22 protein-coding genes are annotated in these 22,549 nt (G+C 55.2%); 21 read left to right on the top strand and 1 reads right to left on the bottom strand.

Going from position 1 to position 22,549, the window contains the following annotated elements; genetic code table 11:
- Positions 1-69 precede the first annotated feature (69 nt).
- Complete coding sequence (gene pflB, locus QZR18_RS03800) at positions 70-2,190, bottom strand: formate C-acetyltransferase (protein WP_178704003.1); 2,121 nt, start codon at positions 2,188-2,190, stop codon at positions 70-72.
- Between the two features lie 356 nt (positions 2,191-2,546).
- Between pflB and QZR18_RS03805 the strand changes: the two genes are divergently transcribed.
- The 21 genes from QZR18_RS03805 to QZR18_RS03905 all read left to right on the top strand — a co-directional run bounded on the left by QZR18_RS03805 (position 2,547) and on the right by QZR18_RS03905 (position 22,536).
- Positions 2,547-3,851: a homoserine dehydrogenase gene (locus QZR18_RS03805; RefSeq protein WP_178704000.1), complete on the top strand. Its 1,305-nt coding sequence runs from the start codon at positions 2,547-2,549 to the stop codon at positions 3,849-3,851.
- 20 nt (positions 3,852-3,871) lie between these two features.
- Positions 3,872-4,834 carry a homoserine kinase gene (gene thrB / locus QZR18_RS03810; RefSeq protein WP_178703997.1) on the top strand — a complete coding sequence of 321 codons (963 nt, stop codon included), beginning with the start codon at positions 3,872-3,874 and terminating at the stop codon, positions 4,832-4,834.
- A gap of 204 nt (positions 4,835-5,038) precedes the next feature.
- On the top strand, positions 5,039-6,763 hold the full coding sequence (rho, locus tag QZR18_RS03815) for a transcription termination factor Rho (protein ID WP_295910373.1): 1,725 nt from the start codon (positions 5,039-5,041) through the stop codon (positions 6,761-6,763).
- A 106-nt stretch (positions 6,764-6,869) separates the two neighbouring features.
- Positions 6,870-8,534, top strand: a complete 1,665-nt coding sequence (locus QZR18_RS03820) for a DUF5129 domain-containing protein (protein ID WP_295910374.1) — start codon at positions 6,870-6,872, stop codon at positions 8,532-8,534.
- 196 nt (positions 8,535-8,730) lie between these two features.
- Positions 8,731-8,952, top strand: a complete 222-nt coding sequence (rpmE, locus tag QZR18_RS03825) for a 50S ribosomal protein L31 (RefSeq protein WP_009409245.1) — start codon at positions 8,731-8,733, stop codon at positions 8,950-8,952.
- An 89-nt stretch (positions 8,953-9,041) separates the two neighbouring features.
- Positions 9,042-10,142: a peptide chain release factor 1 gene (gene prfA, locus QZR18_RS03830; protein ID WP_178703995.1), complete on the top strand. Its 1,101-nt coding sequence runs from the start codon at positions 9,042-9,044 to the stop codon at positions 10,140-10,142.
- The gene (locus QZR18_RS03835) at positions 10,139-11,008 is read left to right on the top strand and encodes a HemK/PrmC family methyltransferase (protein WP_178703993.1); all 870 of its coding nucleotides are present in this window, start codon (positions 10,139-10,141) and stop codon (positions 11,006-11,008) included. Before prfA ends, QZR18_RS03835 begins: the two co-directional genes overlap by 4 nt.
- A gap of 6 nt (positions 11,009-11,014) precedes the next feature.
- A complete protein-coding gene (locus tag QZR18_RS03840; protein ID WP_178703990.1) occupies positions 11,015-11,659 on the top strand; it encodes an L-threonylcarbamoyladenylate synthase in 645 nt (214 codons plus the stop codon).
- Positions 11,660-11,678: 19 nt separating this feature from the next.
- A complete protein-coding gene (locus QZR18_RS03845; RefSeq protein WP_178703987.1) occupies positions 11,679-12,830 on the top strand; it encodes a glycosyltransferase family 4 protein in 1,152 nt (383 codons plus the stop codon).
- The gene (locus QZR18_RS03850) at positions 12,827-13,294 is read left to right on the top strand and encodes a hypothetical protein (protein ID WP_178703985.1); all 468 of its coding nucleotides are present in this window, start codon (positions 12,827-12,829) and stop codon (positions 13,292-13,294) included. Before QZR18_RS03845 ends, QZR18_RS03850 begins: the two co-directional genes overlap by 4 nt.
- A 65-nt stretch (positions 13,295-13,359) precedes the next feature.
- A complete protein-coding gene (atpB, locus tag QZR18_RS03855; RefSeq protein ID WP_295910379.1) occupies positions 13,360-14,247 on the top strand; it encodes a F0F1 ATP synthase subunit A in 888 nt (295 codons plus the stop codon).
- Positions 14,248-14,295: 48 nt separating this feature from the next.
- A complete protein-coding gene (gene atpE / locus QZR18_RS03860) occupies positions 14,296-14,499 on the top strand; it encodes an ATP synthase F0 subunit C (protein WP_178703982.1) in 204 nt (67 codons plus the stop codon).
- A complete protein-coding gene (locus QZR18_RS03865) occupies positions 14,499-15,062 on the top strand; it encodes a F0F1 ATP synthase subunit B (RefSeq protein WP_178703979.1) in 564 nt (187 codons plus the stop codon). The genes atpE and QZR18_RS03865 overlap by 1 nt, the downstream gene beginning before the upstream one ends.
- On the top strand, positions 15,062-15,850 hold the full coding sequence (locus tag QZR18_RS03870) for a F0F1 ATP synthase subunit delta (protein ID WP_178703977.1): 789 nt from the start codon (positions 15,062-15,064) through the stop codon (positions 15,848-15,850). The genes QZR18_RS03865 and QZR18_RS03870 overlap by 1 nt, the downstream gene beginning before the upstream one ends.
- Before the next feature lie 38 nt (positions 15,851-15,888).
- Entirely contained in the window at positions 15,889-17,529 is a 1,641-nt protein-coding gene (gene atpA, locus QZR18_RS03875) for a F0F1 ATP synthase subunit alpha (RefSeq protein ID WP_178703974.1), read from the top strand.
- Positions 17,530-17,531: 2 nt separating this feature from the next.
- On the top strand, positions 17,532-18,461 hold the full coding sequence (locus QZR18_RS03880) for a F0F1 ATP synthase subunit gamma (protein WP_178703972.1): 930 nt from the start codon (positions 17,532-17,534) through the stop codon (positions 18,459-18,461).
- Positions 18,462-18,487: 26 nt separating this feature from the next.
- Positions 18,488-19,936 carry a F0F1 ATP synthase subunit beta gene (atpD, locus tag QZR18_RS03885; RefSeq protein WP_178703969.1) on the top strand — a complete coding sequence of 483 codons (1,449 nt, stop codon included), beginning with the start codon at positions 18,488-18,490 and terminating at the stop codon, positions 19,934-19,936.
- Between the two features lies 1 nt (position 19,937).
- A complete protein-coding gene (locus QZR18_RS03890) occupies positions 19,938-20,204 on the top strand; it encodes a F0F1 ATP synthase subunit epsilon (protein WP_178703966.1) in 267 nt (88 codons plus the stop codon).
- Positions 20,205-20,262: 58 nt separating this feature from the next.
- Positions 20,263-20,670: a DUF2550 family protein gene (locus tag QZR18_RS03895; RefSeq protein ID WP_178703963.1), complete on the top strand. Its 408-nt coding sequence runs from the start codon at positions 20,263-20,265 to the stop codon at positions 20,668-20,670.
- 40 nt (positions 20,671-20,710) lie between these two features.
- Entirely contained in the window at positions 20,711-21,409 is a 699-nt protein-coding gene (gene nucS, locus QZR18_RS03900; protein WP_034251840.1) for an endonuclease NucS, read from the top strand.
- Positions 21,409-22,536, top strand: coding sequence for a winged helix DNA-binding domain-containing protein (locus tag QZR18_RS03905; RefSeq protein ID WP_178703961.1), 1,128 nt, complete (start codon positions 21,409-21,411; stop codon positions 22,534-22,536). The genes nucS and QZR18_RS03905 overlap by 1 nt, the downstream gene beginning before the upstream one ends.
- Positions 22,537-22,549: the final 13 nt, after the last annotated feature.

A 22,549-nucleotide genomic window follows, 5' to 3' on the forward strand; every position in this document is an offset into this window, starting at 1 on the left:
ATTTCTCCTTTTCTTCCGGGTGGGGCCGGATAGGCAAGCGGTGTTCCGTTTGCCTAAGACTTGTTTCTATCAGTAACCCTTGGTGCCGTCGTAGGCGCAGGAATCGTCCGGAACGAAGCCTGCATCCAAGATGCCGACCAGGTTGGTGATCTGCTCGTCACGCGTACGACCAAGACCCTGAGGGGTAATGGTATTGGTCAGCGAGATGCCGTCCAGTGCGTCGTTGTAGTCGAGCTTGGCGACCGAGAGCATGGAGGCAACCATGCCGTGGGTATCGATACCGTTCTCGGGGTTTGCACCGGGTGCGAAGGGAGTGCCCTTCTGGTGGCCCGAGGGGAAGGAACCGGTTGCCTTACCGTAAACAACGTTCGAGGTAATGGTCAGCACCGACTGGGTCGGGATTGCATCACGGTACATGGGGATTGCGCGAATCTTATCCATGATGGTGTGAACGACAGTTGCTGCAATGTCGTCGGCACGATCGTCATCGTTACCGTAGGTCGGGAAGTCTCCCTCGGTGCGGTAGTCGACAACCAGTCCGGTTTCGTCGCGAATCGGGTAAACCTTCGCGTACTTGATAGCGGACAGGGAGTCAGCAACGATGGACAGGCCAGCAATGCCGCAACCCATGGTGCGAACGATCTCGGAATCGTGCAGCGCCATCTCTACTGACTCGTAGGCGTAGCGGTCGTGGCAGTAGTGGATGATGTTCAGGGCTTCAACGTAGGTGCCCACAACCCAGTCCAGCATCTCTTCGTACTTTGCCCAGACCTCGTCAAAGTCGAGCGGGCCGTCGCCCTTAATGGGCTCGTAACCTTCCATGACCTGCTTTCCGCTCATCTCATCGCGGCCACCATTGATGGCGTAGAGGAGAGCCTTTGCAGAGTTCACGCGGGCGCCGAAGAACTGCATCTGCTTGCCAACGCGCATGGGGGAGACACAGCAAGCGATGGCTGCGTCATCGCCCCAGTGCTCACGAATCTGCTCGTCGGACTCGTACTGAATGGAGGAGGTCTCGATCGAGATCAGTGCACAGAATTCCTTGTAGCCCTTGGGGAGCTTCTCATCCCAGAAGATGGTGATGTTCGGCTCGGGTGCGGGACCCAGGTTACGCAGGGTCTGCAGAAGACGGAAAGCGGTCTTGGTGACCAAGGTGCGTCCATCTTCGCCGAAGCCTGCATCCGACCAGGTTGCCCAGTAGGGATCTCCGGAGAAGATCTGATCGTAATCGATCGTGCGCAGGAAGCGGGTGATGCGGAGCTTGATGACCAGGGAGTCAATGATCTCCTGAGCCTCGAGCTCGGTGAGGGTTCCGCGCTTAAGATCGCGCTCGAAGTAGCAGTCGAAGAATGCGGAGAGGCGGCCGATCGACATTGCGGCGCCGTCCTGGGACTTCACAGAGGCAAGGTAGCCGAAGTAGGTCCACTGGACTGCTTCGTGTGCGTTGCGAGCGGGGCCGGAGATGTCGAAGCCGTAGTCGGCTGCCATCTTCTTGAGCTTCTTCAGAGCCTTGATCTGCTCCGAGTGCTCCTCGCGGTAGCGGGCCCAGTGCTCTGAGAAGGGCTGATCTGCGTAGCGATCCTTGTCCTTCTGCTTCTCCTCGATCAGGTGGTCAACACCGTACAGTGCAACACGGCGGTAGTCACCAATGATGCGGCCACGGCCGTATGCATCGGGGAGACCGGTGATGATGTGGGAGGAACGCGCTGCGCGGATACGAGGCGTGTAGATATCGAAGACCGCGTCGTTGTGAGTCTTGCGGTACTGGGTGAAGATCTTCTTGACCTCGGGGTCGACTTCCTTGCCGGCTTCCTTAATAGCGGTCTCGACCATACGCCAGCCGCCGTTTGGCATCATTGCACGCTTCAGAGGTGCATCGGTCTGCAGGCCGACGATGACGTCGTCATCATCGCTGATGTAGCCCGGCTTGAAAGCGTCGATATCGGCGGGGGTATGGGTGTCGACATCGAGGATGCGAACCTTACGCTCCTTGGACAGGTAGTCCTTTTCGAGCGTCTCCCAGACGCGCAGGGTCTTTTCGGTCGGCCCGGCCAGGAAGGAAGCATCTCCTTCGTAAGGGGTGTAGTTGTGCTGGATGAAGTCGCGCACGTCAATTGCTTCGGACCAATGGCCCTTGACGAAACCATCCCAGGCGTCGGTTGTGACGTCGGCGGTCTGCTGATCAGTCATGTTCCCTCTTCTCGGTTGCCGTGGCTTTCGGACTGAAAACCTCCGGTTGATAAGGCGTCGGCCTCATCTTTGGTGCCGTATCGGGCATCTGCTAATAGTCTCTCGCACTTGGCGTACCGACAGCATCTTTATGCCTGTTCTGTGTATATGCCATGTCTAACAATCTGGGACTTTTGCCGCCCCGATCACTCATAGTGTAGGACAAAAGTCCTTTTTAGTCTTTGAGTGTGCGGTATGTAGTTCAATGGTCGATGCCCCTGTGCCTTCAGGGGGCGTGCACAGTAGACTCATCACTGGTCCATGAGCAATTTCAGCTGAAGATATACGTGCCGATTTGGCGCCCACGAGGAGTAAATGTGAACACGACACCATCCCCGATCCGTATTGGAGTTTTGGGTGCAGGCACTGTTGGCGCTCATGTGATCCACCTTCTTCAACAGTGGTCGGATGAATATGAGCGTCGTTTGAGTACTCGTCTCGAGGTTCAATCCGTGCTCGTTCGACGCCTAGAAGCCAAGCGTGCCTTCCCTATTGATTCGTCATTGCTGACGACTGATCCCTATGAAGTCATTGCGGGAAAAGATCTTGTCGTTGAATTGATCGGCGGGGTCGATCCGGCTTACGACTATGTCATGGCTGCCCTGAAGAATGGCAGCGCGGTCATCACTGGCAATAAGGCTCTTATTGCTTCTCGTGGGCCCGAGCTTTTTGCTGCTGCGCGTGAGGCGAATACCCGCCTCTATTTCGAAGCCGCCGTCGCCGGTGCAATACCTGTGATTGGCGCTTTGACGTCATCCCTGCGCGGCGATCGAATTCGCCAGATTGCTGGAGTCGTCAATGGGACGACAAATTTTATTCTTGATCAAATGACCACTCAGGGTGCGGACTATGGCGAAGCTTTGGCTCAGGCCCAGGAATTGGGGTTCGCAGAGGCTGATCCCAGTGCCGATGTTGAGGGTTATGATGCCTCAGCAAAATGCTCAATTATGTCCTCGCTCTCCTTTGGGCGATGGGTCAGCGTTGAGAGTGTGCCCCGTCAGGGGATCACCGCACTGTCGAGAGACGACATTGCGTTGGCCGAACGTCTGGGCTACGTCATTAAGCTTGTAGCTCGCGCTCAATATGATGAGGAGGCAGGAGAGCCTGTTCTTCGTCTAGGGGTTGAGCCGACGTTCGTCCCTCTCGATCATGCCTTCGCCTCTCTTCATGGACCCGCGAACGGTGTATTTGTCAATGCCCAGGCTGCGGGAACGCTCTCTTTCCTAGGCCTTGGGGCGGGTGGCTTCCCAACGGCCTCGGCTGTCTTGGGGGACATTGTTGCCGCCGCGCGTGACCGCCTCAGCGGGCTGGGGGCAATGCGTGAAGAAGATGAGTTACCTGTGAAGCTTTCAGACAATTGGAGTGTTGTTTCGCCATTCATTATCCGTTTGAGCATCCCGACGACTTCAGGTGTGAGTGAATCTGTGAGCCGGGTGTGTTCCTCATGCGAAGTGTCGCTACAGGGGATCGATATCGAAGCGGGGGATACTGAAGGAGAAAGCGTTGTGACCCTGACGACCCAGGCTGTCGCGCGAGACCGTGCTCATGGCCTCGTCGAGGCTCTGGTGCATGAGCTCAGCGCTCATGTTCCACCCGCAATCTTCCCGCTCCTGGATATCTAAATTCTGGAAAGTGACCCTCCATGCGCATCACTCAAGATTTTGTCGCTGTCCGCGTTCCCGCTACCTCGGCTAATCTCGGACCTGGTTTTGATTCCTTCGGTCTTGCCTTAGACCTGTGGGATGAGGTGAGTGTCCATGCGACCGCGGGGACAACCCACGTGACCATTGAAGGTGAAGGGGCGGGAGTCCTCGACGAAGGTGAAAATCACCTTGTTGTTCAGGCACTGCGTATGGGGCTGGATGCAGCAGGCGTTGCACAGGTTGGCATCCAGATGCGCTGTATGAACCGGATTCCTCATTCTCGAGGCCTTGGTTCCTCGGCCTCGGCAATCGTCGCTGGTCTTGGGCTTGCTCGTGCGCTTATTGGGGATCCCGAGGCTCTTACCGCGGAGGATATCCTTTCGATTGCGACCGAGATGGAAGGCCATCCGGATAACGTCGCCCCAGCTATCTCTGGCGGAGTGACAATTTCATGGATGGATGGTGAGCTGCCGGGCATGCTGCGTCTTTCGGGGGAGGCGCCGATTGAGCCCGTTGCCTTTATTCCCGATTTTGAGCTGGCGACCTCGAAAGCGCGTGCTGTGCTTCCGCAGCAGGTCCCCTTCGATGATGCAAAGTTTAATCTTTCACGTGCTGGAATCCTGGCTGCAGTCCTCAGTGGGCAAAACCATGTGATTGGGGCGGGAAGGAATATTCATGAACTGCTCATGGCTGCGACTGAAGATCGCCTGCACCAAGACTACCGACGTCAATCAATGCAACCTTCTCATGCCTTGGTGACTTGGCTTCGTGGTGCTGGTAAAGCAGCGGTGATCTCTGGTGCAGGACCGACAGTGCTCAGTCTTGAAAGCATTGATCCCAAGGTTCAAACCGATGCTCAGACAGCAGGGTGGGCAGTGCGTCCTTTGAAACTTGCCACGTCAGGTCTTCAAATTACTCGCGGCAATCTTTCAAAGATTAACGATGGATGCCTATTTGTGTGATTTAGCGCGCAGAGCAAAACTGTTTGCGTGAAAGTAGTGAGAAAACGCGTTTAGCTTGCTAGTATCGCACTGAAGGAAATCCTTCGATCTCCAAATGTGGAAATTCTTCCGTGTTCCTGTTGGAACATGTCCTTTCTATTCATCTCATGTTGATTGAGAAGTTCACCTGGTCTGTTGTGAGACCATGCATGTGAGGATTACCAGTTGAGCAACGATGTGACCACCCAAGAGCGCGAATTGTCGCGCATGAAGTTGGTGGAACTCAAAGCCATGGCCACCGAACTGGGCCTTAAAGGCGTTTCTGCAATGCGTAAGCCCCAGCTGATTGAGGCGCTCAGTGCTGCGCAAGGTGGCGCGCCCAAACAAGAAGAGGCCCCGCGTTCGAGTCGCCGTCGCCTTGCGCGTGAGGAAGCGAGCGAGGCCCCGCAGATCAATATTGAACTGCCTGCTCCCGTTTCGCAGTCAACCTCGGAAGAGCGTTCGTCGAATGACGCTGGCCTTCCGCGAAAGAGCCGTCGTCGTCGCGTTGTTTCCAGTGAGGCTGCAGAACCGCAGACCGTTACCTTGGATCTGCCAACCCCGACCCGTCACGAAGAAGAGGAGAGTGCTCCCGCACCGGCACAGCACATTGAGATTGCTCTTCCCGATAGTGATGATCCCGAGGCTCGCGATCGTTCCCGTCGTGATCGCGAAGGACGCCGCCGTGGACGCGGACGTGAGGGACGTCGTGAACGCGGTGAGCGCAATGAACGCGTAGAGCGTGGCGAGCGTCGTGAGTCTGCGCCGGTCTCCGAAGAGAATCTTGCACCAATTGCGGGCATCTTGGACGTTCAAGAAAACCACGCATTCGTTCGTACCTCCGGCTACCTACCCGGACCCAATGACGTTTATGTGACCCTCGGCAATGTTCGTCGCTGGGGACTGCGTCCCGGTGATGCTGTCGCAGGTGCGGTTCGTGCACCCCGTGAAGGCGAGCGCCAGCGCCAGAAGTACAATGCACTGGTTCGCGTTGACTCTGTCAACGGTATGAGCGTTGAAGACGCGCAGGCGCGCCGCGAGTTCTCCAAGCTCACGCCGATTTACCCTGACCAACAACTGCGAATGGAGACCTCGGCAAAAGCCTTCACTCCTCGCGTGATCGACTTGGTTGCCCCCATTGGTAAGGGCCAGCGTGGTTTGATTGTTTCGCCTCCAAAGGCCGGCAAGACCATGGTTATCCAGCAGATTGCCAAGGCAATCGAATTGAATAACCCCGAGGTTCACCTCATGGTCGTTCTGGTTGATGAGCGTCCTGAAGAAGTGACCGATATGCGCTCCATCGTTAAGGGTGAGGTTATTGCTTCGACCTTTGATCGTCCCGCATCGGATCACGCAATTGTTGCAGAGCTGGCGATTGAACGCGCCAAGCGTCTGGTCGAGCTCGGTCAAGATGTCGTCGTTCTTCTTGACTCAATCACCAGGCTTTCGCGTGCGTACAACCTCGCCGCACCGGCCTCGGGTCGAATCCTCTCCGGTGGTGTTGACGCCTCGGCGCTCTACCCGCCCAAGAAGTTCTTTGGTGGCGCACGTAACCTGCGCGAGGGCGGATCACTGACCATCATCGCTTCGGCTCTTGTCGAGACCGGTTCGAAGATGGATGAGGTGATCTTCGAAGAGTTCAAGGGTACTGGCAACATGGAACTGCGTCTGTCTCGCCAGCTTGCCGATCGTCGAATCTTCCCTGCCATTGACATCAATGCCTCGGGAACGCGTCGCGAAGAAATGCTGCTTAAGCCCGAAGAATTGCGCATTATGTGGAAGCTGCGCCGCGTTTTGGGCACTTTGGATCAGCAAAGTGCGCTGGAAGCGGTTTTGGATCGTTTGAAGGAAACGCAGTCGAACGCAGAATTCCTCATGCTGGTTCAAAAGCAAGTGCCATCTGCCGACTAATCGGCGAGACTGACGGGGACGGAAGGAGAAATCCTTTCGCCCCCGTTTGTTTAGTCTTTGACGGTGCGAGTATCCTCAGTGAGTCTGCGTTAGGAGAAATAGCTTCATGTCGAATACACCTCAAGCTTCACCCGGAACTCCCGAAAAATCTCAGAACACGCGTCGACGTGGTGTGATCCGATTAGGGCTTTCGCTAGTACTGATGGCTGTGTGTCCGCTGTTTTTCCTGAGTTCTTTTATTCAAAACGGGATCAGCGGAGCAAGTAAGGCCGATTTCGCTCCTGAGGTTGTTGTTGAAGATCAATCGTCAGTCTTCGAAGATGTCAACGGGCAATCCTTGGGTACTGCAATGGAATCCATAGGTTTTCGTCAGCCTATTAAACTGGTGATTCTCTCAACCGATAACGTGCCGACAGGCAATTTCAACGAAGCAGTCTTGAACTATGCACGTTCGAACCACAAAGAATGGTTATCTGCGAGCCGAGATAAGTGGGCAGACGGCCTGGTGATTCTTGCGGTTTCCCCCAGCTACCGAAAAGTTGGGACGTATTTTGGTGAAGACGTTAAGGTTTCTTCCTCAAAACAAAGCACAATTCAAGAGGCCGCGAAAGACGACTTTCGATCAGGTGAGTGGAGTCAGGGGATGCTCAAGGCAGCTCAGTCGGCTGCCAAATATGTGCCGGACTCTTCCGGTAACGGTGGGGAAGACTCTGTCCCACCTCTGTATTCTTTCGTTTTGCTGATTGCCGGTGCAGCGAACCTGCTTAGGGGGTTGCGTCTGCGTTCCTCGACAAAGCGCAACCTTCGTGAAGCGCGAGCGCACTGGGATGTTGTTCAGGCTGATCGCTATCGTGCAGAGCAAGCATTTGCAGGTATCGGGGATGCAGGCAAATACAAGACCGGACTTGATATGCGCTACAAGCGCTATGACTCAGATTTCGTCGAGGCCGGGAAAGAATGGGATGAAATTGGTAATCCCACTTTCTTGCAAACCCTCAGCGCAGCCCTCAATAACGCCAGTGGCGACTTGCGCCAGCGTACCGAATCTATGGATGCGAGCGATGACACCTTCGCTGCCGCGGCTGAGTTCTTCAATCTGGGAGCCGGATGGGTTGACGTCTGGATGAAAGAGATTGGCCCGGTCATGGAAGACCTTGAGGTCCTCTGTGAATTGGTGACTTCTGTCAGTGAAGAAATGGGCACTCCTGATGCGATACGCGGTCGTGATGAAATTCTGCAGTGGGCCAGCCAGCAAATGGCACTGATCGATTCCCTGAAAGAACAACTGGCAAAGGGCGGTATTACTCCAATCGCGGCTCTTGAAAAGCTCGATGAAATTGCTGAAGGTACCCGCCGCTGGGCAAAGGGAATTATTCTTGCGTCCTTGAAAGCTGATCCCTCCTCGAATAGCGATAAGCGGTACGAGCAGTGGGAGAACTCCCAGAAGGAACGCGAGGCAGCCGATTCTGCCGATTACACCGGGTACTACCACCTGAACGGTGTCCTGCATAACTACGACCCCGCGAAAACGATCCGCTTGAACTCTCAGTCAGCGGGTATCGATCTTGCTGCTTTGAAAGCTGCCGCATTCGGTACCTATGCAGGTTGGAACTCCTCCACGGATAACTGGTACCTCTATCAACCTCTAGAGACTGATCGTTCGTACTATCAGTCCGCTCACTCGTGGACGCCCAGTAGTGATTCATCGAGTAGCGACTATGGGAGCTCAGGAGGGGGCTTCTCGGGGTCTGGGTCTTCCTCGTCGTTCTAGACCAGAGCATTACCTATTTCACGAACGGCGAATGAACTGAGCGTGAAAAAATAGCGATTCGCATGGCATAATGTCATGTCGGCTTCCGCCTCACCGGAGTGCTTCTTTGAGAAAATCGAAGAAGGTGACTCATTGCCAGATGCAATGAGCGCTGCATTTCGGACCCGGAGCACCAAACGATCCAGGAGATATTTCCATGAAGAAGGGCATTCACCCCGAATATGTGGATACCGTTGTGACCTGCACCTGCGGCAACACTTTCCACACCCGTTCCACCATCACCTCTGGCGAGATGCGCGTGGACGTTTGCTCCGCTTGCCACCCGTTCTACACCGGCAAGCAGAAGATCCTCGACACCGGCGGTCGTGTCGCCCGTTTCGAGGCGCGTTACGGAAAGCGCGTACGCCCCTCCAAGTGAGCTTTTACTCGGCGCCGACGACTTATGGTCGTCGGCGCCGATGTGTTTCAACAGCTACCCTTGAACTACTCCCGCAGGAAGGATCAGACATGAGTGCTCTTGGAGAAGAATTCTCCGCATTGGACGCGCTACTTGACGAACACGCGCAGCTTGAAACTCGAATGTCTGATCCGGAGGTCCTTTCTTCCCCCAAGCTTCTCAAGCAAGTCTCTCGTCGTTACGCGGAGCTTTCGCGCATTAAAGCCGCTGCGGATCAGCTGGAACGTGCGCAGGGAGATCTCGAGGCCGCTCGGGAGCTTGCCGAAGACGATTCCTCTTTCGCAGAGGAAATCCCCGCATTGGAAGAAGCAGAGCGAAGCGCTCACGAACATCTTCTGTCTATCCTTGCGCCGCGAGATCCCGATGATGCCTGTGATGTCATCTTGGAAATCAAAGCAGGTGAAGGCGGTGAAGAATCCGCACTGTTTGCCGCTGATCTTGCTCGGATGTATCTGCGCTACGCGGATTCGAAGGGGTGGAAGACCACTGAGTTGTCCTCGACTTACACGGAGCTAGGCGGTTTTAAAGAAGTCACCCTTGCGATTAGAGCATCTGGTAATCCCGCACCAGATGAAGGAGTGTGGGCGCACCTGAAGTATGAAGGGGGAGTGCACCGAGTACAGCGAGTTCCCGTCACCGAGTCGCAGGGACGTGTGCATACCAGTGCTGCGGGCGTTTTCGTCATGCCCGAACTCGAAGTCGATGATGAGATTGTCATTGACCCCAATGATTTGCGAATTGATGTCTACCGTTCCTCAGGTCCGGGTGGGCAGTCGGTGAACACCACCGATTCAGCTGTCCGCATTACCCACCTTCCTTCGGGCATCGTCGTTTCCATGCAAAATGAGAAGTCTCAGCTTCAAAATAAAGAGGCCGCGCTTCGCGTTCTTGCTTCGCGCTTAGCTGCTGAAGCAAAAGCCAAACGCGAGGCTGAGGCCTCGGCACAGCGCCTTTCCCAGGTTCGAACAGTTGACCGTTCAGAGCGTGTTCGAACCTACAACTTCCCCGAGAATCGCATTGCTGATCACCGTAGTGGTTTCAAGGCATACAACCTTGACCAGGTGCTTGACGGCGCGCTTGACCCGGTTATTGAATCTCTTCAAAGCGCAGATGAGGCCGAACGTCTCGCCTCCGCAGACGCACATGTATGAGTTCGCAAACTGAGCTTATTGCGTGGGGTTCATCCCTCTTGAATACCCTTGAAGGTGATGAAGGGGGAGCGACTCCCTTGGCCGAGGCACGCTACCTCTTAACGTGGGCCTTGGGCGTCGATTCTTTGCTATTTGCCCCCCGCGAAGTTCCTCCAGCCAACGAGGCTGCCTACCGCGCTGCAGTCACCCAACGCGCCCTCCGCCACCCGCGAAGCCATGTGACTGGTGAAATGTATTTCAGAGGCCTTGTTCTTTCAGGTGGTAAAGGAGTCTTCACTGTTCGGCCCGAAACCGAGATGCTTGTCGAGCATGTTGAGGAGCTGACGCGTTCCGGAGCGCTTCCTGATGGTGAATGGGTTGATCTGTGTACTGGGTCTGCGGCGATTGCGCTTGCACTTTCTATTGAAACTGGCCATCAGGTGACCGCCGTTGAAATTGACTCTGATGCCTTTGCTTATGCCGAGCGCAACCTCGCTCGATACCCGAAAGCCCAGATTCGCCTCGTCAAGGGGGACGCGACGGCCACCGACACTCTGCGCGAGTTCAATGGGAAAACCTCATTGGTCGTGACAAACCCGCCCTATGTGCCCGCGCAGGAGGCGCCGACACAAATCGAGGCGCAGCAGGACCCTGCGCGCGCTCTATACGGTGGGGGAGACGACGGTACTGAGATTCCTCGTCGGATTATTGAACGTTCGCGTGAGCTCCTTGTTAGCGGGGGGATGCTGGCTATGGAGCACTCTCCCTCGCAGGCACAAACGCTCCGAGAAGTCGCGGTGATGAACGGATTTACTCAGGTTCATACTCGCAGTGATTTAAGCGGAGTTGAGCGTTTCCTCATCGCTTGGAAAACACAGAGAAAGTAATTCACAGTGGAACAGATTTTTGAGTGCGCTCATGGCTGGACAAAGGACGAGCTCGACCTCCTTGAAGGACAGATCCGGGAGGGTGCGTTGGTTGTCCTGCCAACTGATACCGTGTATGGAATCGGCGTATCCGCCGATGATCATGAGGGTGTTCGTCGTCTTCTTGCGGCGAAAGGCAGAGGAGAGACAATGCCCCCTCCTGTACTGGTCGCCTCTGTTGAGCAAGCGCAGAGTGTCTCAATTGACCTTGACGACGATGCCATTGGGCTGATGAAAGCCTTCTGGCCGGGTGCGCTCACGCTAATTGTGCGCGCAAACCCCAGTGTGAACTGGGATCTGGGAAAAACTCACGGCACAGTCGCGCTTCGCATGCCCAATCATCCGCAAGTGTGTGAGCTGCTCGAGGCCGTGGGACCGATGGCAGTGACCTCAGCCAACCTAACGGGACAGCCTCCTGCGACAAATATTGATGAAGCGCTCGGATACTTCCGTGGCACGGTAGACTACTACGTGAATTCGGGGCCGACCCAGAGCGCACAACCGTCCACAATTATCGATTGTGCACACGGTCAGGCTCGCGTACTTCGCGAAGGAGCACTGAGCGTAGAAGATATCGCCAGGGTGCTGGACTATCAGCCCCTAGCTCGCTGAGAGAGGAGACATCGACGCCGTGAAGGTTTATGTCCTGCTGATGGTCGTGGCTGGCGCACTCACCGTGCTGCTGACACCGCTGGTCCGCTGGGCATGCCTGCGTTGGGGGATTGTCCCCAAGCTGCGCAGCAGAGATATCCAATCCACTCCGATTCCTCGACTTGGGGGAATCGCGATCACCATCGCCCTGGTGATCACGATGCTCATCAGTGCACGAATTCCCTATATGTCGCCTCTCTTTGAAACGAATGCTGCCTGGGCTGTTGTCGTGGGTGCACTCGCAATGTGCATTCTCGGTGTGGTCGATGATGTCGTGGAATTGGACTGGCTGACGAAACTTTCCGGACAGATTCTGATCGCAGGATCGATGGCCTTCAACGGCGTGCAATTGGTAAGTTTCCCAATTTTCGGTGTCACCATTGGCTCCTCGCGCCTCTCCTTGATGCTTACCGTTTTTCTCATCGTCGGAATTATGAATGCGGTGAACTTCATTGACGGTCTGGATGGTTTGGCTGCTGGTGTCGTCGGGATCGGAGCTGCGGCGTTCTTCGTCTACTCCTATGTGCTCACGCGGATCATGGGGGCGGCTTCATACGCGACGACTGCATCTTTGGCGGTCATTACCTTGGTCGGAGTCTGCTTGGGCTTCTTGTGGTTTAACTTCCACCCTTCCTCAATCATGATGGGTGGGGGTTCTGAGACAATGGGCCTGGTTCTGGCCGCTGCAGGAATCATCGTTACGGGGCAGGTCGACCCTTCTGTTTTAGGCGGACAACAGCTGTTGGTTTCCTTCCTTCCGCTATTGCTTCCTATTTCGGTCATCTGCGTCCCCATTGGAGATCTTGTCGTCACCACGATTCGACGAATGCTCAGGGGGAAGAGTCCCTTCCATGCGGATCGCTCGCACTTCCACGACCGCCTACTTGCTCGGGGACACTCGCACCGAGGTGTTGTCGCAATCTTATGGATGTGGACTGCCCTAGTAGCTTTCCCTCCGGTCGCAATTCTTGTCCATGACTGGAAGCGTGTTGCACTGTGTGCACTTCCAGCACTGGCCTTGGGCGTTTGGCTCACCGCTTCAGAATTCCCCGCTTTTACGCGCGCACGTCGGCGTGCGCGTCAAGATCACATTGAAGCCACCACTCCCGAGACTCCCAAGGAAAATGCATGAGTGATTCTTTGCAGGCGCATCAGAAAGATATTCAGTTGGTCATGTGCCGCCTGTGGGGTGTCATTGCTGTGGGTGCCTTGATTGTCGGTGTATGGCAAGCATGGGTCGGATACGGCCTGCGTAGCTTGCTTCTTCCTGTACTTATGTTGGCGTTGGGCGCTGTCACGCATGTGTGCCTTGGCGCCATGATTCGTAGTGATGTAGTGACCCGACCGATGTGGATCTGGGCCCATATGTTCGGAACGTTTGCCATCTTGATCGGTGGATTATACCTGAGCAAAGCTTTAGGGGTATCTGCGATTGTCACCGGACTTGTTCTGATTTGTGAGCACTTTGTTGTTTTTGGCGGCCTTGGGGTTGCTTTAGCACGCACAATTCATGAGGTTCCGGTTATGGAAGAGCCAGTGATCGCAGATGCCGACTGTTCGTTGACGTTGACGAAAGAACAAAATTCTCAGGCATAAGTTCTTGATCCCAGGTTAGCTGGGCTACACTGGACCGGGTTGACACAAGTGAGGAAGTGGAGCACGTGGAATCGACAGTTCTCGGCGAAGAGAAGGCCGCACAGCGCAGCTACGCTATGCCTTTGTGGTACAAGGTTCTCATCGGTATTGTCGCGCTGATTGCTGCTGCAACATGTATTCCCGCTGTTACGCAGGCGCCCCACGCTCCCGGTATCCATGATTTCTTCCCCGATGCATTTTTTGGTGAGGGGACGCTCTTCCAATTCAATCGGCTGACACTGGTGCGCGTGGTCGCTGGAATTACACTGTGCTTGGTTTTCTGGCTCGGTGCCCGCAGCATTAAGCTCATGCCGGGGCGGGGACAGGTCCTCCTCGAAATGGCAGCCGAGTTTGTTCGCAATGGTATTTCCGTCGCGATGCTGGGTGAAGGCCGAGGCCGTCGTTGGGCCGCCTTTATCGGTGTTGTTTTCTTCGGCGTCCTTTTTATGAATATTCAGGGAATTATCCCCGGGATGAATATTGCAGCTTCCTCTGTGATGGCCGTGCCGATTGTTTTCGCTGTCATCGCCTACGTTTCATTCGTGGGTGCCGGAATTAAACAGTACGGTTTCTTCCATTTCTTCAAGTCGCAGCTTTTCCCCAAGGGATTGCCCTGGCCGATCTACTTCCTCATCACCCCCATCGAGTTCTTCTCGACTTTTATTGTTCGTCCCGCAACCTTGGCTATTCGTCTTCTGTGCAACATGATTTCAGGGCACCTGCTTCTTGCACTGACCTATTTTGGAACGTCGAACCTTCTCATCGCTGCCGGTATGAAACAGACTGGTGCCCTCTTAACCGGAGCTGGCGCGGTTGCGGCGACGCTCTTCGAAATTTTCGTAGCTGTCTTGCAGGCGTACATTTTCGCCATGCTGACAGCGGTCTACATCAAGCTTTCAGTCGAAGAACACTAAAGGCTTCTTGCGCCTTCGACTGATTCACCAAAGGAAAAGGAAAGAAAAATGACCGGATCCCTTGCCTACATCGGCTACGGCCTGGCTGCGATTGGCCCTGGTATTGGTATTGGCCTCCTCGTGGGAAAGACCCAGGAAGCAACCGCACGCCAGCCTGAGATCGCCGGTAAGCTCTTCACCAACATGATTATTGGTGCGGCACTTGCTGAGGCTCTTGGCCTGATCGGCTTCGTTCTGCCCTTCATTGTCTGATGTTCACACAGCTTGTTCCTATGTCCGAGGGATCGGTCGGAGGAATTGGCGTTGTTCTGCCTCCTCTCTATGAGATTTTCTGGTCAGCGCTGATTCTCCTGGTCATCCTCTTGGTCGTCGGTTTGTACGCGTTGCCGCGGATCTACTCGATGATCGACCAGCGACGCGACGCCATTCAGGAAGGCCTCGATAACGCTGAGAAAGCTCGCGAAGATCTCTCTCTTGCTTCGCGTAAGAAAGAAGAGCTGCTTCGTGATGCTCAGGCTGAGGCTCACCAGATTCGTGAAGATGCACGTGCTCAGGCCCAGCAGATCGTCGCACAGGCACGTCTTGATGCGCAGGTAGAGGCACAGCGCGTGCAAGATGCCGCTCAGCGTCAGATTCTTGCCGAGCGGCAGGCCGCGCAGATTAGCCTGCGTAGCGATGTTGGTTTGCTCGCTAGCGAACTCGCAGAGAAGCTTGTGGGTGAGCATCTGGAGAATACTGATCTCACTGCTCGCGTTGTAGATCGCTTCTTGGATGAACTCGAGGCTGAAGAAGTTCCCGTTGGTGGTGCGAACTGATGACTCCTGAGTTGTTACGCGAACGTCTTGCGCAGGCGGGCGACGAGCGTATGAAGGTAGCGGAAGATCTTTTCGGCGTCGCAGACTTTTTGCGAACGAATTCTTCTGTCCAACGTGCACTCACCGACCCTTCGCGAGAACAGAGTGATAAAGACGCTCTTGTTGATCGTCTTTTTGCTCCGGTTGTATCTGCTGTCTCGATTCAGTGTCTGCATGACCTGGTAGCGGGTCACTGGTCCCGTCCGCGTGACATCGTGCACGCTGTCGAAGAAGCAGGCTGCGATGCAGTGCTGCTCAGCGCGCAATTTGATGGGGTATTGGAAGAAACAGAAGCTCAACTTGTTGCGGTTTCTGTTTTCCTTCAGTCACATCGTGATCTCAGAAATGAACTCTCTGACCTGTCTGCCCTTTCTCCAAAGGGGCGCGCAGATCTTGCCCAGATGGTGTTCCAGAGTGTTCTTGGCCAGCCGAGTCTGCGTCTTTTGCGCCGATGCGTGGGACGAGCCTCGCATGGCCATCTCTTGGGAAAGCTGCGGGAATTGGCTGTTCGCGCGGCAAAGCTCTCCGGTCGACGCTTCGTATTCGTTGAGTCGGCACACGAGCTGAGCGACGACCAGAAGACGCGTCTCGAGAAGATTCTTGAGACCAAGCTGGCCAGCCCCGTTTCGGCAACCTACACGCTGCGCCCTGAACTGCTCGGCGGCCTCGTCATCCGAATGGGGACGGAGCGAGTCGATGCATCACTGGCCACGCGAGTTGGCGCTCTCAAACGTTCGATCGTCGGTTAAGCCCGATGTGTCTGAGGAATAGATAGAAGGAATGCTCAATGGCTGATCTGTCCATTAGCCCCGAGGAAGTACGGGCGGCGCTCGACTCTTTCGTGGAATCGTATCAACCTGCACAGGTTGCGACCGATGAAGTCGGTCATGTTACCGAAACTGCTGACGGTATTGCCCACCTTGAAGGGCTTCCCGGAACTATGGCAAACGAACTCCTGCGTTTTGAGGACGGGACGCTGGGGCTTGCTATGAACCTTGAACAACGTGAAATCGGCACCGTTGTCCTTGGGGATTTCTCCTCCATTGAAGAAGGACAGCCTGTTTACCGTACCGGCGAAGTGCTCTCAGTCCCCGTTGGTGATGGTTACCTCGGTCGTACCGTCGATCCGCTGGGCCGCCCGATCGACGGCCTCGGTGATATCACCGACCTGGAAGGTCGACGAGCACTGGAACTTCAGGCTCCGGGTGTCATGATGCGTAAGTCGGTTCACGAGCCGCTGCAGACCGGCCTGAAGGCGATCGACTCTATGATCCCGATTGGTCGCGGTCAGCGTCAGCTCATCATTGGTGACCGTCAAACCGGTAAGACCGCGATCGCCTTAGACACGATCATTAACCAGCGTGACAACTGGCTTTCCGGCGATGTCAACAAGCAGGTTCGATGCATCTATGTCGCCATCGGCCAGAAGGGTTCGACAATCGCTTCGGTTCGCTCGACTCTAGAGGACGCCGGAGCAATGGAGTACACGACGATCGTTGCTTCTCCGGCCTCGGATCCCGCGGGCTACAAGTACATGGCTCCCTACACGGGTAGCGCCATTGGCCAGCACTGGATGTACCAGGGCAAGCACGTCCTCATCGTTTTCGATGACCTTTCTAAGCAGGCTGAGGCCTACCGCGCGGTTTCGCTTCTTCTGCGCCGTCCGCCGGGGCGTGAAGCATACCCCGGTGACGTCTTCTACTTGCACTCACGCTTGCTGGAACGCTGTGCAAAGCTCTCCGACGAGCTCGGTGGGGGATCGATGACCGGTTTGCCGATTATCGAAACCAAGGCAAATGACGTTTCTGCCTACATTCCGACCAACGTTATTTCGATTACCGATGGTCAGATCTTCCTTCAGTCTGACCTCTTCAACTCGAACCAACGACCAGCTGTTGATGTCGGTATTTCGGTGTCTCGTGTCGGTGGCGCTGCTCAGATTAAGGCGATGAAGAAGGTCGCCGGTACTTTGAAGCTCACGCTTGCGCAGTACCGTTCGATGGCGGCTTTCGCGATGTTTGCATCCGATCTTGATGCTGCAACGCGTCGTCAGCTCACGCGTGGTGAGCGTCTCATGGAGCTTCTCAAGCAGCCGCAAAACTCGCCCTATGTTGTTCAAGACCAGGTTGCCTCAATCTGGGCCGGAACAAATGGCTACCTCGATGACCTCGAGGTGAGCGAAGTTCTCTCCTTTGAAAGCGGTCTGCTGGACTACTTGCGTGCAAACTCCACGGTTCTTGATGAGATCGCCGCCACCGGTGAGCTCTCGAAGGAAACCGAAGAGGCCTTGCGCACTGCGGTTGAGACCTTCCATAGCCAATGGGTGAGCGCGAAGGCGGCACCGGTCTCGCTTGATGACGCTGAGGTGCAGGCCGAGCGTTCTCAGGAAGAAATCGTTCGCTCGCGCCCGGTAGTGTCTGAGGCCTGAGTATGGGCGGACAACAAAGGATCTATAAACAGCGGATTGCATCTACGCAGACGCTGGCTAAGGTCTTTCGTGCAATGGAAATGATCGCAGCATCGCGAATTGGTGCTGCGCGTCGGGCAGCGACTGAACTTGGACCCTATGAGAAGGCTCTGACTCAGGCAGTTGCCGCTGTCGCTATTCATACGGACCTTGACCACCCGCTGACTCGTGAGCGTCACGATACGCCACGTGTCGCGGTCCTTGTGGTTGCTTCCGATCGAGGGATGGCCGGAGCCTACTCTGCAACGATTCTTCGCGAGGCCGAACGTCTTGTTCAGCGCCTCGAAGAAGAAGGAAAGGTCCCGGTCCTCTACACCTACGGTCGACGCGCCCAGACGTATTTCCGCTTCCGGGGCGTGGAGATCGAAGATTCGTGGGAAGGGGAGTCCGATTCGCCTTCCCAGGAGATCAGCAATCAGATCGCTCGTGAACTTCTTGAGCGCTTTACCGATTCAGATCCTATGACTGGCGTGTGCGAAGTTTATTTGGTCTACACGCGGTTCAAGTCGATGATGAGTCAGGTTCCCGAGGTTCGACGCATGATTCCTCTTTCCGTTGTCGATGCTCCTGAAGGGGATCGTGAACGCGATGAGGAACGCGGTGAGCACAAGGTGAACGCTGAGCTCTTCCCCGAGTACGAGTTCATTCCTTCACCCGAAGAAGTTCTTAACACCCTGCTTCCACTGTATGTCTCGAGCAGGATCCGAAATGTTCTTTTGCAAGCTGCCGCATCAGAGTTGGCTTCGCGCCAGCGCGCAATGCATACGGCGACAGATAACGCAGAAGAGCTCATTACGAAATACACGCGTCTGGCGAATTCGGCCCGTCAGGCGGAGATCACTCAAGAGATCACTGAAATCGTGGGCGGTGCCGACGCATTGGTCCAGGGCTGAGGCCCGTGCACATGGAGAAAATAGAAATGACTACTACTTCAACAGGACAGGGACGGGTCGCACGTGTTGTCGGACCGGTTGTCGATGTTGAGTTCCCGCCGGACGCAATTCCTCCCTTGTACAACGCATTGCACGTTGATGTGAATCTTTCCGGGCAGAGCGAAGGTGAAGACGCGGTTCAGACGATCACTCTTGAGGTTGCTCAGCACCTTGGTGACAACCTCATTCGCGCGATTTCGCTTAAACCGACCGATGGTATGGTTCGCGGCTCGGTTGTCACCGATACTGGCGCTCCGATTTCGGTTCCGGTTGGCGATATCACGAAGGGTCATGTCTTCAATGTGACCGGTGAGGTCTTGAACCTTAAGCCCGGTGAACATCTGGAAATCACCGAACGCTGGCCCATTCACCGCCAGCCTCCGGCATTCGACCAGCTTGAGGCCCGTACGAAGATGTTCGAAACGGGTATCAAGGTCATCGATTTGCTCACCCCATATGTTCAGGGTGGCAAGATTGGCCTCTTCGGTGGCGCAGGTGTGGGCAAGACCGTTCTGATTCAGGAAATGATTCAGCGTGTTGCTCAGAACCACGGTGGCGTTTCGGTTTTCGCCGGCGTTGGTGAGCGTACCCGTGAAGGTAACGACCTGATTCACGAAATGGAAGAGGCTGGTGTCTTCGATAAGACGGCACTGGTCTTCGGGCAGATGGATGAGCCGCCGGGGACCCGTCTTCGTATCGCGCTGACTGGTTTGACCATGGCAGAGTACTTCCGTGATGTTCAGCATCAGGACGTGCTGCTCTTCATCGACAACATCTTCCGTTTCACCCAGGCTGGTTCTGAGGTATCGACGCTGCTGGGCCGTATGCCCTCCGCTGTTGGTTACCAGCCGAACCTTGCTGATGAAATGGGACAGCTCCAGGAACGTATTACGTCTGCTGGCGGTCACTCGATTACATCGCTGCAAGCAATTTACGTTCCCGCAGACGACTACACTGACCCGGCACCTGCGACGACCTTTGCCCACTTGGACGCAACGACGGAGTTGTCGCGTGAAATTGCTTCCCGCGGTATTTATCCCGCCGTTGATCCCTTGGCGTCGACGTCTCGAATCCTTGATCCTGCCCTAGTCGGTCGTGAGCACTACGACACTGCTACTCACGTGAAGGCGATCTTGCAGAAGAATAAGGAACTGCAAGACATCATTGCCATTTTGGGCGTTGATGAATTGTCTGAAGAAGACAAGGTCACCGTTGCACGTGCACGCCGCATTGAGCAGTTCCTCTCGCAGAACACCTACATGGCTGAGAAGTTCACCGGTGTTGAGGGTTCGACTGTTCCGCTGTCCGAGACCATCGAGGCCTTCAAGCGCATTGCTGAGGGCTATTACGACCAGGTCCCGGAGCAGGCCTTCTACAATATTGGCGGCATCGACGATCTTGAACGTCGTTGGTACGAGATCGAGAAGGATAACTGACGTGCCTGCCACCGATAAGTTGCAGGTTGAGATCGTTTCACACGAAGGCAGGCTGTGGCACGGCAGTGCATCTCAGGTCAGCTTTCCGGCAACGGATGGCTCCATCGGCGTGCTTCCCGGACGACAACCGCTTCTCGCGGGTCTTGTTCCCGGACGTGTGAGTATCACGACTGAGCAAGGAGTTGTTGACTTCGATATCAATAAAGGTCTGGCTTCAGTAGATTCCGACTTTATTACGATTGTCGTGGAACACGCCTCCCAGATGTAAGTGAGCGGTGTGCGGGCTTAAACTGTCCGCACACCGTCATTTTCATCAGGAGGTTTTCATGGTTGTGCTGAACATTATCGTGATACTCCTCCTTGCCTTATTTGTCGTCTGGCTGCTTCTTAATCTGCGCGCGCGTCATCTCGATCAACAAGATGGTGCTTTTCGGGCGTGGGCGCGACTTGATTCGCATTCCGGATGGATGTCAGGAATCGGTCAGTATCAGGGGGACCGCCTGTGTTGGTATCGCTTGATTGCCCCTTCACTGAAACCGCATGTCGTCCTTCCTCGACATGGACTTGGAGTCTCCCTTCCCCTGCAACGCTCAACCGATGGATCAATGGTTGAGGTCCGCTTGACATCAGGGGATGTTTTTCTGGACCTCGCAGTTGAACCACTGACCTATAACGGGCTTGTGTCCTGGGGAGAATCCGAGCCTCCCGCAATCGAACATGGCTCTACTCTCTAGCTTTATTCCCGTGACACCGCCAGTTCCAGAAAGGTAAATTTTGCGCGTTCTTATCGCTTCATGCACGGTCGATTACTCAGGCCGCCTCAGTGCGCACCTCGACCGCGCAATTCGACTCATTATGCACAAGGCGGATGGCTCTGTATTGATCCATTCTGATGGCGGTTCGTATAAACCGCTGAATTGGATGAATGCTCCCTGCACAGTCACCACTGAAATCCCCGAAGAGGGGGAAGAAATGGATGGTGTGACCCAGGTATGGCAGGTCCAATCCGATAAGACTGATGACCGACTAGTTATTCGCATTCACGAGATCATCAGTGACGTCACTGAAGAGTTTGGTATCGATCCGGGACTCGTTAAAGACGGTGTCGAAACCCACCTTCAAGAACTCTTGGCGCAGCAGGTTCCGCAGGTACTGGGCGAAGGATGGGAACTAGTACGTCGTGAGTATCCCACTCCCGTTGGTCCAGTTGACCTGCTTGTCCGCGATCCGCAGGGGCTGCCCGTTGCAATCGAGGTCAAAAGACGTGGAGGAATGGATGGCGTTGATCAACTGACGCGCTATCTGTCCCTTTTGGGTCGCGATCCTTTGCTTGATGGGATTAGAGGGATCTTTGCAGCTCAAGAGATTACACGGCAGGCCCGTACCTTGGCTGAAGATCGTGGTATTGACTGCCTCATTCTCGATTACGATGCCATGCGAGGTTTTGACGATCCCGATTCCCGTCTCTTCTAATGACTCAAGCTGCACTCAATCTGAGCCTGGCCCGCATTATTAGCCAAGGCCTCGTCGAAGAAACTGCTGCGGATCATCCCATTGCTGCGGTCGACAATATGCTCGCTTTGCAGGCGCAACTTCCTTCTTCGGTTCCGTGGGCTATCAATCTTCGCGTGAAAGAGCCTTCTGTTAGCGCAATTGATGAGGCTTTTGAGTCTGCTGAGCTTGTGCGTTCGTGGCCTATGCGCGGAACAATCCACGTCACTAGCGCACGGGATCATCATTGGCTGCGTCAGGTGCTTCGACATCGGTATCGCGCATGGATGCGCTCCTTTGAGGAAGAAGGATTGACTCGCGCGCGTATTGAAGAAGCCGCGCAGATTGCATATTCGCGCATTGCTTCGGAGGGGCCTCAAAGCCGTGAAGAACTGTGCGCGGCTTGGGAGGAGGAAGGAATCCGAACGGGTACGCGCCCACAACGCGAATCAGCCCTTCAAGCGGGAGAGAGCGGGACTTTCCTTGACCGCCGTAATCTTTTCCTAGCGTTGCATATTGAAGGATTCCTAGTGGGTGGTCCCAAGCGGGGTAATTCTTTCCTTTTTTGTGATGCGCGGGCTTTGCCCCCTGCAGAAGGGGTCGCCCAGGGAGAAGGCAATCACGAGGCCGCGCTGGCTGAACTTGCGCGTCGCTATGCTTGGGGGCACGGCCCCATCAGTGTTGAGGATTTTTCTCGGTGGACATCACTAACGAAACGTGAGTCTCGGGCTGCGCTGGAACGTGCAGTGCGTTTAAAGGGAAGTGAGCGCCCCATTGTGCTCGGCGAATCTGGATATCAACGTGCCGATCTTGGCTCACTCTTGAGCCGCTGCGGAGATGAAGCGCGAGCACTGTTTTCTTGCCCCTCTTTCGATGAAATCCATGTGGGATATGCCGATCGAAGTAGCATGGCCAGTTCGGAGGCAGAGCGGGCAATCTGCCCCGCAAAGAATGGGATGTTTCGACCAATTGTTATCGAAGACGGCCGGGTGATTGCGGTACAGGATCCGCGTAAAGGATATGCGTTTCTGGATTCGATGCGAGATGAATATGATCAATCTCTGCTGGAGGAAGCTAAAGAAATCGGTGAGTATTTGAGCGGCAAATAAGTGATCGCACAGC

Source organism: uncultured Actinomyces sp. (assembly GCA_900541895.1).
Classification (GTDB): Bacteria; Actinomycetota; Actinomycetes; order Actinomycetales; family Actinomycetaceae; genus Pauljensenia.

What these genes read in the sequence shown, in the direction of transcription:
- atpA (WP_178703974.1), top strand. Translation starts at nt 15,889, where the DNA reads ATGGCTGATCTGTCCATTAGCCCCGAGGAAGTACGGGCGGCGCTCGAC.
- prfA (WP_178703995.1), top strand. Translation starts at nt 9,042, where the DNA reads ATGAGTGCTCTTGGAGAAGAATTCTCCGCATTGGACGCGCTACTTGAC.
- pflB (WP_178704003.1), bottom strand. Translation starts at nt 2,190, where the DNA reads ATGACTGATCAGCAGACCGCCGACGTCACAACCGACGCCTGGGATGGT.
- QZR18_RS03870 (WP_178703977.1), top strand. Translation starts at nt 15,062, where the DNA reads ATGACTCCTGAGTTGTTACGCGAACGTCTTGCGCAGGCGGGCGACGAG.
- QZR18_RS03835 (WP_178703993.1), top strand. Translation starts at nt 10,139, where the DNA reads ATGAGTTCGCAAACTGAGCTTATTGCGTGGGGTTCATCCCTCTTGAAT.
- thrB (WP_178703997.1), top strand. Translation starts at nt 3,872, where the DNA reads ATGCGCATCACTCAAGATTTTGTCGCTGTCCGCGTTCCCGCTACCTCG.
- QZR18_RS03865 (WP_178703979.1), top strand. Translation starts at nt 14,499, where the DNA reads ATGTTCACACAGCTTGTTCCTATGTCCGAGGGATCGGTCGGAGGAATT.
- atpD (WP_178703969.1), top strand. Translation starts at nt 18,488, where the DNA reads ATGACTACTACTTCAACAGGACAGGGACGGGTCGCACGTGTTGTCGGA.
- QZR18_RS03850 (WP_178703985.1), top strand. Translation starts at nt 12,827, where the DNA reads ATGAGTGATTCTTTGCAGGCGCATCAGAAAGATATTCAGTTGGTCATG.
- atpE (WP_178703982.1), top strand. Translation starts at nt 14,296, where the DNA reads ATGACCGGATCCCTTGCCTACATCGGCTACGGCCTGGCTGCGATTGGC.
- QZR18_RS03880 (WP_178703972.1), top strand. Translation starts at nt 17,532, where the DNA reads ATGGGCGGACAACAAAGGATCTATAAACAGCGGATTGCATCTACGCAG.
- rpmE (WP_009409245.1), top strand. Translation starts at nt 8,731, where the DNA reads ATGAAGAAGGGCATTCACCCCGAATATGTGGATACCGTTGTGACCTGC.
- QZR18_RS03895 (WP_178703963.1), top strand. Translation starts at nt 20,263, where the DNA reads ATGGTTGTGCTGAACATTATCGTGATACTCCTCCTTGCCTTATTTGTC.
- QZR18_RS03905 (WP_178703961.1), top strand. Translation starts at nt 21,409, where the DNA reads ATGACTCAAGCTGCACTCAATCTGAGCCTGGCCCGCATTATTAGCCAA.
- QZR18_RS03820 (WP_295910374.1), top strand. Translation starts at nt 6,870, where the DNA reads ATGTCGAATACACCTCAAGCTTCACCCGGAACTCCCGAAAAATCTCAG.